9 protein-coding genes and 1 pseudogene are annotated in these 13,623 nt (G+C 59.4%); 3 read left to right on the top strand and 7 right to left on the bottom strand.

What is annotated here, in order from left to right; genetic code table 11:
* Position 1: 1 nt before the first annotated feature.
* The gene (locus IEY28_RS11145) at positions 2-2,911 is read left to right on the top strand and encodes a helicase-related protein (RefSeq protein WP_188997404.1); all 2,910 of its coding nucleotides are present in this window, start codon (positions 2-4) and stop codon (positions 2,909-2,911) included.
* Between the two features lie 18 nt (positions 2,912-2,929).
* Here the strand turns inward: IEY28_RS11145 and IEY28_RS20975 are convergent.
* Positions 2,930-3,372: pseudogene (locus tag IEY28_RS20975) on the bottom strand (PD-(D/E)XK nuclease family protein); the annotation flags it as partial.
* Positions 3,373-4,421: 1,049 nt separating this feature from the next.
* On the opposite strand from IEY28_RS20975, the gene IEY28_RS11155 reads away from it, so the two are divergent.
* Together IEY28_RS11155 and IEY28_RS11160 are read left to right on the top strand one after the other, a co-directional pair.
* Positions 4,422-4,706 (top strand): hypothetical protein, encoded by a 285-nt coding sequence (locus IEY28_RS11155; RefSeq protein WP_188997406.1) that lies wholly within the window; start codon positions 4,422-4,424, stop codon positions 4,704-4,706.
* A 94-nt stretch (positions 4,707-4,800) separates the two neighbouring features.
* Complete coding sequence (locus IEY28_RS11160) at positions 4,801-5,229, top strand: IS1595 family transposase (protein WP_396275568.1); 429 nt, start codon at positions 4,801-4,803, stop codon at positions 5,227-5,229.
* 161 nt (positions 5,230-5,390) lie between these two features.
* On the opposite strand, the gene IEY28_RS11165 is transcribed toward IEY28_RS11160, so the two are convergent.
* The 6 genes from IEY28_RS11165 to IEY28_RS11190 all read right to left on the bottom strand — a co-directional run bounded on the left by IEY28_RS11165 (position 5,391) and on the right by IEY28_RS11190 (position 12,999).
* Positions 5,391-5,744, bottom strand: a complete 354-nt coding sequence (locus IEY28_RS11165) for an SHOCT domain-containing protein (protein WP_188997408.1) — start codon at positions 5,742-5,744, stop codon at positions 5,391-5,393.
* Positions 5,745-5,801: 57 nt separating this feature from the next.
* A complete protein-coding gene (locus IEY28_RS11170) occupies positions 5,802-6,122 on the bottom strand; it encodes a hypothetical protein (protein ID WP_188997410.1) in 321 nt (106 codons plus the stop codon).
* Between the two features lie 233 nt (positions 6,123-6,355).
* Positions 6,356-7,762 carry a multicopper oxidase family protein gene (locus IEY28_RS11175; RefSeq protein ID WP_188997412.1) on the bottom strand — a complete coding sequence of 469 codons (1,407 nt, stop codon included), beginning with the start codon at positions 7,760-7,762 and terminating at the stop codon, positions 6,356-6,358.
* Between the two features lie 122 nt (positions 7,763-7,884).
* Positions 7,885-8,475, bottom strand: coding sequence for a DUF7343 domain-containing protein (locus IEY28_RS11180; protein WP_188997414.1), 591 nt, complete (start codon positions 8,473-8,475; stop codon positions 7,885-7,887).
* A 132-nt stretch (positions 8,476-8,607) separates the two neighbouring features.
* Positions 8,608-10,011 (bottom strand): permease, encoded by a 1,404-nt coding sequence (locus tag IEY28_RS11185; RefSeq protein ID WP_188997416.1) that lies wholly within the window; start codon positions 10,009-10,011, stop codon positions 8,608-8,610.
* 417 nt (positions 10,012-10,428) lie between these two features.
* Positions 10,429-12,999, bottom strand: coding sequence for a bacterio-opsin activator domain-containing protein (locus tag IEY28_RS11190; protein WP_188997418.1), 2,571 nt, complete (start codon positions 12,997-12,999; stop codon positions 10,429-10,431).
* Between the last annotated feature and the right edge of the window lie 624 nt (positions 13,000-13,623).

Below are 13,623 nucleotides of genomic sequence, written 5' to 3' on the forward strand. Positions count from 1 at the left end.
GATGGCTGACCTCGAACCCGGAGACACGATTCTCCTCAACGAACAGCCCGCCGAGGTCATCAAGACGTACTCCGTCGGCGATCTCGATTATCTCAGAGCCTACGTCGAGGACGTCGGTGTGAAGACCGTCTGCATCGGCGACGTGAGCATCGAGCCGAAGCGAGAACAACTGGGCACACTCGATACCGCAACTGCCGGGCAACTGCATCCGGATCACGGCGCTGTCTCTGCGGAGTGGTTCGACTTACGCTCGCAGGCCCTCCAGCTCCAGATCGCCCACGAGCAAGGGCAACTGCTCAGCATCTCCAACTCGTTAGTTCGCCTGGAGCCGTACCAACTGGCCTGCGTCAACTGGGTGATGCAGAAGCTCCGCCAGCGTGCGCTCATCGCCGACGACGTCGGGCTGGGCAAGACGATCGAGGCGGGACTCGTCCTCAAAGAACTCACTGCACGCAACCGGGCAGATCGGGTGCTGTTCGTCGTTCCGGCACATCTCCAGAAGAAGTGGGTTCGAGATATGGACCGCTTCTTCGATCTCTCACTGACGCCTGGCGACCGGCAGTGGGTCGAAGGCGAGCGACGCCGGCTTGGCGAGGAGGCCAACGTCTGGAATCAGGACCATCAGCAGATGGTTACGAGCATGGCGTTTCTGCGTCAGGAAGAGTTCCGCGACGAGCTCGACAATGCGTTCTGGGACGTTGTCGTCGTCGACGAAGCGCACAAGGCGGCCAAGCGCGGCGAGTCCCCGAGCAAGACCTCGAAGATGGTGGAACGTGTCGCCGACAATTCCGACTCGCTACTCCTCCTCAGTGCGACCCCACACGACGGCAAGGGAGACGCCTTCCGCTCGCTCGTCGAATACATCGACCCGTTCCTCGTCGCGGAAGATCAGGAACTCTCGAAGGAGGCCGTCGACCGCGTGATGATGCGTCGCGGCAAGCAAACGATCTACGACGACAACGGTGAACGGATTTTCCCGAATCGCGAAGTAGGGACGATTCCCGTCGAGCGAACACACGAAGAGCGGCAGTTCTACCAAGCAGTCACCGAGTACGTCAAACACGTCTACAACCGCTCGGAGCAGCTCAACGAGCCTGCAGTCGGCTTCGCGATGGCGCTGATGCAGAAGCGCCTCGTGAGCAGTATCGGAGCGATCAAAGCCACCCTAAGCCGGCGGCTGGCGAACCTGGTCGACCAGCAATCCACTGCGACCTCACTCTCCGAAGAGGCCACTGCCTACCTCGAAGGCGAAGACCTCGACGAAGAAGACAAGCGGAAGGCAGAGGAAGAGCTTGCAGGGCTCACTATCACCGAGAGCGACGCCCAACTCGAAGAGGAGATCGAAACGCTTCGTGACCTCGTCTCCCTCGCCGAAGGAATCCCGGTTGATTCGAAGGCCCAGAAAGTCCGTCGGTACATCCAGCAACTACTCGAGGAGAACCCGAACGAGAAGGTGCTGCTGTTCACCGAGTACCGGGATACGCTCGATTACATTCTCGATCTCGTGAAGGACGAACCGTGGGCCGACGAGATTCTAACTATCCACGGTGACGTCGACAAAGAGGACCGGGCGAAGATCGAAGACGAGTTCAACCACGGACAGTCTCGACTACTGTTCGCGACTGACGCGGCGAGCGAAGGGATCGACCTCCAGCACAGTTGCCACATCATGGTCAACTACGAGCTGCCGTGGAATCCGAACCGGCTCGAACAGCGGATCGGTCGCCTCCACCGGTACGGCCAAGACAAGGAAGTGAAGGTGTGGAACTTCACGTTCGAGGATACTCGCGAAGGTGAGATCTTCGAGATGCTCCAGGACAAAGTCGAGACCATCCGGGGGAAGCTCGGAAACACTGCTGACGTCCTCGGGATGCTCGACGATATCGACGTGGACTCGCTCATCATGGAGTCCATCCGGAATGACGAACCAGCGAGTGCGACGAAAGCGGAACTCGAAGAACTCATCGACGAACGACAGCGGACGCTCCAGGAGTGGTACGAGCGCAGTCTCGTCGACACGAGTACCTTCGACCAGGAGAGCCGGGAGAAGATCCAAGAAGTGATGGATCAATCCGAGGACGTCTACGGCAGCGAGGCCGACATTCGGGAGTTCTTCGAACGTGGGATCGGGGCACTTGGTGGCGATGTCGAGAAAGCCGGAACGAATCTGTTCCGCGCCGAGTTACCCGATGAGCTCAGTCGGACTACCGATGGCGAGCCCTATGGTCCGTTCACATTCAATCGCGAGTTCGCGATGGATCACGACGACATCGAATATATCTCCCCGGATGCACAGCTGGTCCAAGAGTTGATGGAGTGTGTCCTCGACGGCGAACAGGGTGCGGTTGGTCTCAAGATGCTCCCGTTCGTCGACGACCCAGGGATCACCTACAACTACCGAGTCCGATTTGAGGACGGTACCGGCGACGTGATTCGTGAAGAGATCCTCCCAGTCTTCGTCGATGCAGCACACAACGATCCCCAAGAGCGTCTCGGACAGCGAGTCGTCGATGGGGATAGCATCAAAGGTTCGCCCGAGGAAGCGCCGATTCGAGTCCTGCTAGAAAACGAGGGTGAGATGCGGTCGTCTGCCGACCGATACATTAGTCAACGAGTCGAGTCACGTCGGGACGAACTCCAGAAACGGAGGCGTGAAGAGACACAGCAAGAACTTGCAGATCTTGAAGCATATGCGGAATCCGAACGGGAACGGATCGAGACGTTTATCGCCGATTATGAGCGGAAGGCAGAAGCTGGGACTGACATGGATATCGCAATTAGAAGACAGCGGGATCGACTCTCGAAGCTCGAAGATCGTATCGAGCGACGCCGACAGGAGTTACAACGTAAAGCACAGGTCATCTCGCTTGCTCCTGAGATCGAGAACCTTTGCTTAACTCTCTCGATATAACCGAATCCCCGATCGGCTTTCGAAGGACTGCATCCGGGCGTCGAGCAGGCCCATCACTTCGACGTGGCTGCCGGCAGCGCTCTGCGGGATTCGAACCGGCCCACCATCGAAGGCGCGAGTGAACAGTGCCAACGGAGAGAGGTCGCTATTGACCGCCTCCAGCGCCTCGAACGAGGAGCGGACCTCGTCCACGGGGTCGTAGGCCCGCTGTTCGACGGTTCGGTCGGCGCCGCTGGCATAATCCTCGGTCGCCGCTCCAGGTCGAACCGGTCGTCTAACAGCCGTCGGAGCGTCTCGGTCGCATTTTCGACGTCGCCCGTTCGGAGCGACTCCAGTGTAGCCAGCAGGTCCTCGATCAGCGTCGCCGCCTCTTCGTCGATATCATCGAGCAGGGGCGAAATCGAAACCGTGTCCAGCCGGTGGGCGGCAGCCGTGATGGCGTTGGCTTGGTCGGCATCGACGGTAGCTGCCGCAATAGGCTCATCGAGAGCTGAGCTCTCGAATTCCGACGCCGGCGTCGTCAAAGAGCGAGAACCGGCTGTGCGATCTCCGTTCCGTCCACGCAGACCGGGGCATGTTCGTTTCCGATGTAGATGCACGGCTGGTTCCAGTCGTTGACGCCGACCCAGAATCCCGTTGATGTCGAAGAGCGCGTTGCTGATGAGGTCTATGTTGCCGTCGATAGTGAATATCTTGGGAGTCTCGCGTCCGTGAGCGCACTCGCGTCGCTCCTCAGTCGGGCTGTCCTGAATTGCTGCACACAATTCTCCACCACCAGCTGCGTCCGGAACGGCCTCGCAGTAGTTGATGTCGATGTACGCCATTAGTGTTCACCTCCGTCGACTTCGGCGTCTCCCGGAACTGTTCGTTCGTCCACTTGTTTCGGTTCGAACGCTTTGTGCGATGGGGGAATTTTCAGTTCGTACACGAGACCATCTCGCCAGAACTGGACCCGGTTCCCCTTCTTCCAGGTTACGTTAAGAACGCCCGCTACCGAGGCCGACGTTACTGGTATATCGCGTCTGGATTCGACGTGAGAGAGTCCACGCCGTCTGCAACGTACAGTTCCAGTCCGTCACTAAACACGGACGTCGAGAAGGCAATCCGATTGTGGTGTGGATGCTCCGAGGCCGATTCGGGCGAATCGACGACTATCTCGGAAAGCGGAGCGTCACTTAGGTCTCCCTCGTCGACTGTTGGGTAGCTTTCTTTCGCGCTTACTGTTAGCGGAAGGATAGTCAACGCCGATGCCGCACCAACATTCTTGAGGACTGTGCGTCTGTCCAGTGGGCCATTTCGATCGGTCATTGAGTTCGAACCAGACCTACTTAAATTAATAATATCGACAATTGAATACCATTCATAAATAATATTAATTCTGTAACTATTTATTGTAATAGTAAATCCGGTATAGTAAGATTCTCTTGTCTGTGACGAGAACCGACAGTTATGGTTTCGGTTTTTGACGCGATAGCGTCGTTTTAGTTTACGATACGTCGCCTTCGGAGTAGTGTTCCTGGTCCTCGGATACGCAATTAGAGAACAGAAAGTACCGTCCCGGGTATTCGAGATCGAATTCGTACCGCACAGGACCGTCATAACCGGAGAGAAAGGTCAGCAAAGAGAGGAGAAGATAATCGGGAACCTATTGATCCATTGGGGGATTATATCGTTTCTGTTCGTGGTTATTAACGAAGCCATCGACCAGGTAGTCGTTCTGATTCAGATACTAGTCGTCGTCGCCGGACTCGACGGGCTTCGGGCGATATTGAAGATCCGTTTGACGGCTGAGTAATCCGTCAGGCTATCTGTCCTGTCTGACAGTTCCTTGTTGAATCCGGTGTAGCGGTCACTGTTTGATCGAACGCTCGAGGTTGTAAACGGCGACTGTGAGCCCCAGTTCGCGGAATTCTCGGAACCAGGCGCGTGGCCGTGGTTCCTACGATGGCGACAAGCCATCCGTGTTCATTCTCGCTGACCGAGGTACTGGACAGCGGTACGTGATCCCGGCGAAAGCCGCAGACGAATCGACGATTCGACTCCTGTTGGTCGACCGCCAGCAGGAGTCGTTCACCGTCTATACCGACGGCTTTCGAGCGTACGAACCGCTCGAAGAAGACGACGCATTCACCCGCGAGTACGTCGTCCACGGTGACGGTGAATACGCCGACGCCGAGATGCACGTCAACAGCTGCGAGAGCCACGTGTCGCTGACGCGACGGTGGCTCTCACCCCATCAAGGTATCTCGAAGGACAAGCTGACACAGTATCTCAGAGCGTTCCAACTCCGGCGGAAGCTGTACCGAAAACCGGGATGAGACGCACTCAAACACGATGTTCGACCGCCGCTCTGAAATCAACAATGTGCTACGCATGAGCGTAGCTCGTAAAATACACGCCCCGTCACGGGGTTAACGGTTGGTGCCGCAACGGCGGGCGTTGGGGTGTGGTGTATCGGCTGGAACAGCAACTGCTGCGGTCATCCGGTACGTTCGAGCTGTGTTCGCCGTCGATCGAATTCGTCGTCCGAGAGCTCACCGCGGGCGTAGCGCTCACGGAGAACCGACAGCGATTGCTCTTCGTTTCCACCGGATCCTCGGTCGAGGAGCGCATAGACGAGGTAGAGGGGGACGGCGACGAGGAGCCCCATCCAGAGGACTCCCCAGAGGCCCATCGTTCCGCCGAAGAGGCCCCAGTCGCCGCCCATCATACCGCCGCCGTAGCTCCCACCGCCGTGGGCAGCAGCCGTTCCAGTCGCCGCGACCAGCAGCGGGACGGCGAGTATCGCGAGTCGACGAGCAGTGCGTCCGATGTGAGTGGTGAGTTGCGTCATTATCCTGCGTTGGTGAATCGTGGTGTTCAGTTGGAGCGATCGAAACGGTCAGGGCCGTCAGCAGTGGCCCTGCCCGTACATCCCGCCGTTGTAGTCGTCGTTAGCCCCGTCGTGGTATTCCTCGCCAGCCATATCTTGGGCCATCTCGTCGACGGTCACACCCATGTGTGACTCCATCCACTCGACGCTACCCGGACCCATGTGTTCGGTCATCTGTGCCTCCATCCAAGTGGCCCATCCATCTGCGGTGGCATTGTCCGTGGGCGCGTCGTCAGCGGTCGTGTCGGTGCCGTGTGCGCTGACCACGGGCGCGGCGAACGCGAGTCCGACGATCGCGAGCGCCACGAGCAGCCAGCGGCCGAGTGTGAAGTTGGTCATTGTCTTTCTCCTCGGTTACTCGTAGGACTGCTCGGGAGTTATCAACGTGGGTGTGAATCCACACAGGAGATCGTTCGAGAACGTGTATAGGGCGCTCTAAACGTTTTTCAGGAATAGAATCGTTCATCCGGCTCGCATTCGCTGGGGTGGCCCCTCAATCCTTCCTCTCCCGGACAGGGCCAAGACCACACGAACGATAGTATGAACGATCCGAAACCGGCTCTTCAACCAGATCATTCGACGTATTTCACGACACGCGCCATCCCCGCATCGAGATGATACAGGTTGTGACAGTGGAACAACCACCGGCCGGGGTTGTCGGCGTGGAAGTCAATCGTCACCTGCCCTCTATGCCCGGGCACGATAACCGTGTCTTTGATCGCGTTGCCGACTTGGAAGAAGTGGCCGTGAAGGTGCATCGGGTGAACGACCGGACTCTGATTGGTCATCCGAATTCGGACGTGTTCGTCGGGCCGGACCTGGAGCGGGTCGGCGTCCGGGTAGGCCTGCCCGTCTATCGTCCACGTGTAGGACTGGCCTCTGCCGCGGGAGAGCGTCAGATCGAACGTTCGATCCGGATCTCCACTCACCCCGTCGAGTGAGGAGATCGCCCGCAAGTCTCCGTACTGCAGTCGGTTACTGGCCGACGACGGACGCTGTGGGCTCCCCCCGCCCGCTGACTCGTACTCGACGACAGCCCTGGCTGGTGGTTCGTTTCCATCGAGCGCATCCGCTTGAACGGCCCACGTGCCCGGGTTCGTCGTCTCAATCACGACGTCGTAGCGCTCACCGGCCCCAAAGACGAACGAGTCCACGTCGACGGGTTCGACAGGTCGACCATCGGCGTGGGTCACTGTCATCTCGTGGCCTGCGATTCGTACACCGAAGACTGTCGCGCTCCCGGCGTTCACGAACCGGAGGCGCACCCGCTCCCCTTCTGCCACTCCGAACGTCGGTGGATCCGCTGGAAGCCGACCGTTTAGCAGGAGACCCTCGTACGGTGGACGAACGTCACCCATCATCCCACCTCCCCCACCCCTGCCGCCGCCGGAGGGGAGTTCCGGCTCTCCAGGGAGGTAATCGTCGACGACGACGACGTACTCGCGGTCGTACTCGACGTGTGGCTCACGCTCTTCGACGATCAGTGGCCCGAGCAATCCCCGGTCGAGTTGGAGGCCGACGTGGCTGTGATAGAAGTACGTGCCAGCGGGTTCGGCACGAAACGTGTACGTGAACGTCTCACCGGAGGCGATGGGTTCTTGCGTCACGTTTGGCACGCCGTCGACCGGGTTCGGAACGGGAACCCCGTGCCAGTGAATCGTCGTCTCTTCTTGAAGGTCGTTGGTCAACTCGACGCTGAGTACGTCACCCTCCTGAACGCGTAATTCCGGTCCCGGAAATTGACCCTCGTACATCCAGTTCGTCGTCGAAGTCTCGGGGGCTGGCCGAATCGTCCCGGACCCAGCGGTAAGGCTGACGGAGCTATCTGGCTCGGACGTGACTGTCGAGCGTGGCGTTACCTCACGACCACCGTCATCGCCGGTGCCCGGTAGCTGACCGGCACAGCCCGCGAGCGCTCCGAGAGTAGATGCGCCCGTCAACTGGAGAAGCCTGCGACGGGAGAATCCTGTGGAGGTCATTTCCCGTGTTTTCGTACTCAGCGAGTATAGGCCTCGCGCTGAAGGAGGGTCATACGACCATCGCTCGGTTCGATTTCAGCACCCGGTGAATGGTTCTGTATCGGCGGAAATGGCCCGCTAGTTCACCTACTTCTCTCTTGTAGGTCGTCACTCGGATAGATACGATACGTCCGCCCTTGGCGCTCGCGGTACAGCAGGCCGCGTTTCTCGAGGGCACTAACCGTCTGGCTCACCTTGCTCTTCGAGAAGTCCGAGCGATCCCGTAATTCGATCTGCGTGATGCCGGGCGAGGAAAGGACCGGTTCGAGGATGCGGCGTTCATCATCTGGCAAGAGGTCCAACACGCGAGCCTGTGGCTGAGACTCTGGATTGATGGCCCCATCTGGTTGTGTGGCCTCCTCCGGTGATTCGGCGATCTCGGGGTCGGTCGGGTTCGCCATTTCATTCTGTGAGCGGACGGTTACGTCTGTGCTAGTGAGGTCGTCACGGATCGCGAGATACCCTCCACCGATGACAGCCGAGATGAGGAAGGTACCGAGGACGTACCAGAGCGGGTTCGTTCCGTGAACCGCCCCCATCGACGTGCCCATCATCGACCCCATCTGGTCGAAGGCCTGCTGTTGCTGGTACGCTTGCCAGCTGAGTGCTCCGCCGACGATGAGGACGGCAGCGACGAGAAGCCCGACCACTGTATCGGCTCGCTGTCGGTTCATCCATCCCACCTCGACCTGCCGTTATGCTTGTTCATGCCTGAGAGTTGGCGAGACATCGGTGTACCAGTTGTGATTGGGCGGGACAAGACTCGGGACTGCCTGGCCGCGACCCTTGGAATCAAGCCGTGGCGTTCAGTGATGCTCATGGTTCTGGGACCCTCCCGATCCTGAGACTCGCGGGTGTTGCTGTGCAAATTCGGAGGGACGGTTCTCGAACGATCGCTTGCATCGCTGCGAACAGAAGTAGTACGTCTCGCCGTCGTGGGTGAGGCTCGGCCCGCTGTCGTCGGTTCGCATCCCACAGACGGGGTCGCGGTACTGCCCGGGCGCACCGAGACCACGACGGTAGACATAGAGGAGGAAGCCAGAGAGGGCGAACGCGACGATGTTGAGATAGAACGTGTAGTTGAGCTCGAAGTACGTCTGTTCGGCGGCCGTCTCCCCGCCGGCCAGATCCGGGACGATGCCGAGGACGTTGAACAGTTCCTCCATGAGGAAGCCCGTGAACGCCATCGTGACGAAGAAGACGCCGAGAATGTACAGCATCACCTTCCAGCCGTAGTACTTCCGATAGACGTTCAGGACGGGAATCGTGATGAGGTCGGCGTAGACGAAGGCGATGACGCCCGCGAAGCTGATACCACCACCCCACAGCGCGACGGCGAACGGGACGTTCCCCATGCTCCCGACGAAGCTGAGAACGGCGATGGCGACGCCCATGATGGCGTTCTCGGCACTGACGAGGAGTCCATCACCCTGGAGGAAGAGCGTGTTCCACACCCACTGCGGGACGAACACGATAACGAATCCCGAGATGAGAAAGCCCGCAACGACGTCCGTCCAGATCATCGACCACTCCTTGCGGTACTGGTTCCCGATCTTGTACCAGCCACCCCACGAGAGGAGTTCGTCGCGCCACCCGCCGCTACTTGCGGCCTCCTGCTGGTACGTCTCCATGCACCCTTCCGAACAGAACTTCAGCGTCTCGCCGCCGTCGGTCGTGATCGAGTACTCGTCTTTGCCTTCCATCCCGCAGGTCGGGTCCTCAGTGATCCCCTGTTCGTGGTCGCGTTGATTCAGTTCCTGTCGTACTTGCTCGAAGAGGTTCTCGGGGAGCGTCAGATGGACGAGGATCGCCATCACGGCGATGAGGACGACGCCGCCAAGGAGTTCTGCAACCAGAAACTCCCAGCCGAGGAGGATGAGGATCATCAGCCCGAGTTCGACGATGAGGTTCGTCGAGGCGAACATGAACGCGAAGAAGTTCACCGTGTGCGCTCCCTTCTTGAACAGTCCCTTCCCGATGGCGACCGCGCCGAAGCTACAACCACTACTCGCGGCGCCGAATACGGTTGCTTTCGTGAGGCCACTCAGGTTCCCCTCTCCGAGTACGTTGGCCATCCGCTCTTTCGAGACGTAGACTTGAACGAGACTCGTGATCACCAGGCCCATGATGATCGCCCACGCCGCCGTCCAGAGGAATCCGACACCTATTCGTACGGATTCGAGGATTCCGTCGACGAGGACGGCTTGCATACCTATACCATCACGGGCATCTGTTTTGGTGTTTGTTCTTACGAAACTGGGGCAGTGGGCGGAGTAGAGCTTGTATTCGAAGGTAATACGTCACCGACAGAGCCGGCATCGTCATCGACGCGTCCCCCGAGGAGAGCTGGGAGTCCGTAACCGACCCGTCCACTGGACGGCGTCGTATCGGCTCCTTCTCGGACTCGCCACCGGTAGCGTCGGAGGTGCTGGAGCAGTTCTCGGTCTCACACTCCGACGAGGGATTTCAATCGCTGGCGACGCTCGCCGGTGACCATCGACTCCGCGACGGCGGACTGCCCATCGACGACGCGCTGTCACACGGCACAACCCCGTTCGCCGTCCTGCCCGTCTCGTGGCTGTACACCCGCGACCTGCACAGTACGACCGGATGTGCTATTCTGCCAGCTACTCGTCTAAAAGGGACGAAATCACGGTGTGGTGTGCTTTCCGGAGTCGGTAGTGCAGCGCTGGCGAAGAGATGTCGAACGTTTCGGCGAGTTCCTCTACTGTCGTATCGCGTGGCCAGCGGTAGTATCCTCGCGAGTAGGCCGCCTTGATCGCAGCCCCCTGTTTCGGTGTCAGCAGATCGTTCACCTGCTCTCGCAGGGCGGTTACTGTCCTCGTCGGCCGGTCGACGTGCCGTTTACTGACGACCTCGATCGTGGGGACAATCTCACGGAGATCAGTAAGCAGGGAGCCGACAGCCACTTCCGGTGGCAGTTCGACACTGAGTGAGATGTCACCGTCGTCTGCGCGCGCTCTCGTCATGGACGCGCCATAGTCAGTGAGGACGTCGAGCGGCAGCCGAGGTGTCTCCTCGAGACGGGTCTCGACGAGTCCCGGCTCGTCGTCCGTCGTGGCACGCACCACGCGACTGTCTCTCACCAGACATCCCTCCTCCAGATGGTCACATACCCGTGCTGAATCACCTCCCAGAACCGTGAGATAATAGATGTAGCCGCCACCGCTGGTCGGAACACGCTGTTCGAGTTCGAGTTCGCATCCTAGCTCGACCGTTACTTCGGCGAAAGCGATCGCGGAATCGGCAATCCGAAATTCGAGAGCAACAGCGGTCTCGGCTGTAAGCGAGCGCTGGCTGTGCACTCGCTGAATGGCGAGTGCGATACTCCGCCCGAGATCGACGAGTACTTCCTGCTCGGCCTCACTGATCGTGTGTTCTCGTGGCGTGTAGACGACCAGCACGCCGTACGTCGTTTCGTCAGTGGCGATGGGGACCGCCGCAAGCGAGTGATGCCCGTTTTCGAGCGCTATCTCTCGTCGGTAGTCCGGGAATCGATCCGCAGTGGCGATATCGTCGATGACCTGTATCTCACCTGTCTGGACTGCGACGAGTGCAGGGCCCGGTTCGCCGCCCGGAATCCCGCCGAGATAGTCGTCGCCGACGCCGGCACTCGTCTGTGGGACGACGGTCGAGTCGTTCGAGTCCGACTGGCTCCGCGTGCCGATCCAGACCGTCTGGTACAGGTCGGAGTCGGTCAGACGGTCACAGACGGCAGTCTCGATGCCGTCTCGCGTGGTCGTGTTCTGGAGTGCCTGTGTGAGGTTCCGAACGAGCGTATTGAGCCGTTTTAGCTGGGTGAGTTCGTCCCGCTGCTGTGCGAGCGTCTGCTCGCGCTTTTTCCGCTCGGTAATCTGCTGTGAGATGACGCTGACCCCTCCTTTATCGGGATACGCCTGCAGTTCGATCCAGTAGTCGTCGCTCTCGTAATAGAACTCACACGACTTCGGCTCCTGTGATTCCATGGCGTTCCGGACCGTCTCCTCGTAGACGGTCCCTTCGAGTTCGGGATACACGTCCCAAAAATGCTTGCCGAGGATATCCGCCGCTGGCATATCGCCACGGTCCGCGACGGTGTCGTTCCAGTAGGTGACGTTCCAATCGGCGTCGAAGGCGTAGTAGGCGTCAGTAATCCGCTCGGTCAGCCGCCGGTACTTTTGCTCGCGCTCTTTGCGTTCAGTGATGTCGCTGGCGATGCCGACGATGGCTCGGAGCGTCCCGTTGTCGTCGTAGATGCCGGACGACCGGTCGTGAATCCACCGTATCTCTCCGTCTGGCTGGACGACGCGGTATGTCTCCTCGTATGCGTCAGGGTCGGTCCGCTGGGCGACGAGCGCTTCTTGTACTCGCTTCCGGTCGTCGGGATGGATGGCGTCGACGAACGACGTGGCGTCGGTACGCAGTGTTTCGGGCGGGCGGCCCCAGACGTCTTCGTACGAGTCGCTGACAAACTCGATCTCGTCTTTCTCGGGGCTGCTTACCCAGACGACGTCAGAGACGGTCGTCTTGATCTGCTGGAGTTGTTCCTCGCGTTCTCTGCGTTCGAGTTCGTGTCCCACCCAGTTGCTGAGACACTCTACGAACGTCACCGCCCAGTCAGGGAACGCTTCGGCACGCGGGTCCATGCTATAGAAGCAGAAAGTGCCGTACACCTCCCCGTCGACAGTGACTGGTGCGCCGATGTAACTCTCGATTCCCCACGCGGGATCCGCCAGTTCAGGGGCTTGCTCTGTAACGTCCCTACGGACTAGTGTCTGGGTTTGCTCGACGACGCGCTCGCAATTCGGGAACGCCGAGAGCGGGGCTGTTGTCCCCCGAAGGTCGTCGGCTGCTGGTGTCGCGACCGATTCGAATACGTACTTCTCGTCTTGTACACGTGAGAGGGTTGCATAGTCGATTCCGATGGCGGTACGCCCGAGTTCTAAGAGTTCGGCAATCTGTTCGTCGAACGAGCGGTCGGGCGCTGTGCTGATTTCACACGCCTCGCGCAAGACCCGCTGACCGTCCTTCCGGGCGGTGGTCTCACAGTGAGTGATCGTAACGTGCTTTGTGCCGTCGTGCACGACGGTGGTCGCCTGCGTCGCGAACCATCGCGGTCCGTCAGGGGATTCACAGGCGTACTCGATTTCGAACTGTTCGCGGTCCCCCGCTAACAGTTCCCGGACTCCGGCAGCCACGCGGTTCGCTGACGTCGATTCGGCTGTGTCGAGGGCCTTTAGATAATCTGTTCCATCCCCAATAGGATGCAACCAACTATCGGTCGTTTCGGCGCTGTCTTGCCACGCAGAGTTCGTCGCGAGAATCGTCCCGTCGGCGTCGAGGATAGCGGCGCTATTCGGGGCCATCTCGATAGCAGAACCCAAAAATTGTCGCGGAGGACCTCCATTCGGGAGGTTCGAAACCATATCAGCGTCACTTGCTACGACAACTTAACCCACTCGGTATAGACTACTGACAAGAAAGCCACTTACTGCGTGGTCACCGTGGAAGACTGTCGTCTGGAATTGTTGGCAACCGTACTGCTTCGACCCAGCTCGTCCTCAGAGAACAGTGTCTCTCTATAGTAACAATTGAAACGATTCACACACTGACCGCACCACCGTCGTGCGGTCGGGTGTGCATTGATTTTCAATGGCTACTATAGTCCTGGGCCCAGTGAGCGTCTTCGGCGTCGCGCTACTGCTCTATCGCGTGTCGACGCCGGCGTTGCTGTTCCAGATTCGACCGCCTCGCTCTCGCGAACGCCGGTCTCGACGGGACGTCGGATCGCGTCCGTTCGGTATCAGAACCGGTACTCTCCG

It is taken from the genome of Haloarcula pellucida, assembly GCF_014647235.1.
GTDB classification, from domain to species: domain Archaea; phylum Halobacteriota; class Halobacteria; order Halobacteriales; family Haloarculaceae; genus Haloarcula; species Haloarcula pellucida.

What these genes read in the sequence shown, in the direction of transcription:
- IEY28_RS11165 (WP_188997408.1), bottom strand. Translation starts at nt 5,744, where the DNA reads ATGACGCAACTCACCACTCACATCGGACGCACTGCTCGTCGACTCGCG.
- IEY28_RS11185 (WP_188997416.1), bottom strand. Translation starts at nt 10,011, where the DNA reads ATGCAAGCCGTCCTCGTCGACGGAATCCTCGAATCCGTACGAATAGGT.
- IEY28_RS11175 (WP_188997412.1), bottom strand. Translation starts at nt 7,762, where the DNA reads ATGACCTCCACAGGATTCTCCCGTCGCAGGCTTCTCCAGTTGACGGGC.
- IEY28_RS11170 (WP_188997410.1), bottom strand. Translation starts at nt 6,122, where the DNA reads ATGACCAACTTCACACTCGGCCGCTGGCTGCTCGTGGCGCTCGCGATC.
- IEY28_RS11180 (WP_188997414.1), bottom strand. Translation starts at nt 8,475, where the DNA reads ATGAACCGACAGCGAGCCGATACAGTGGTCGGGCTTCTCGTCGCTGCC.
- IEY28_RS11145 (WP_188997404.1), top strand. Translation starts at nt 2, where the DNA reads ATGGCTGACCTCGAACCCGGAGACACGATTCTCCTCAACGAACAGCCC.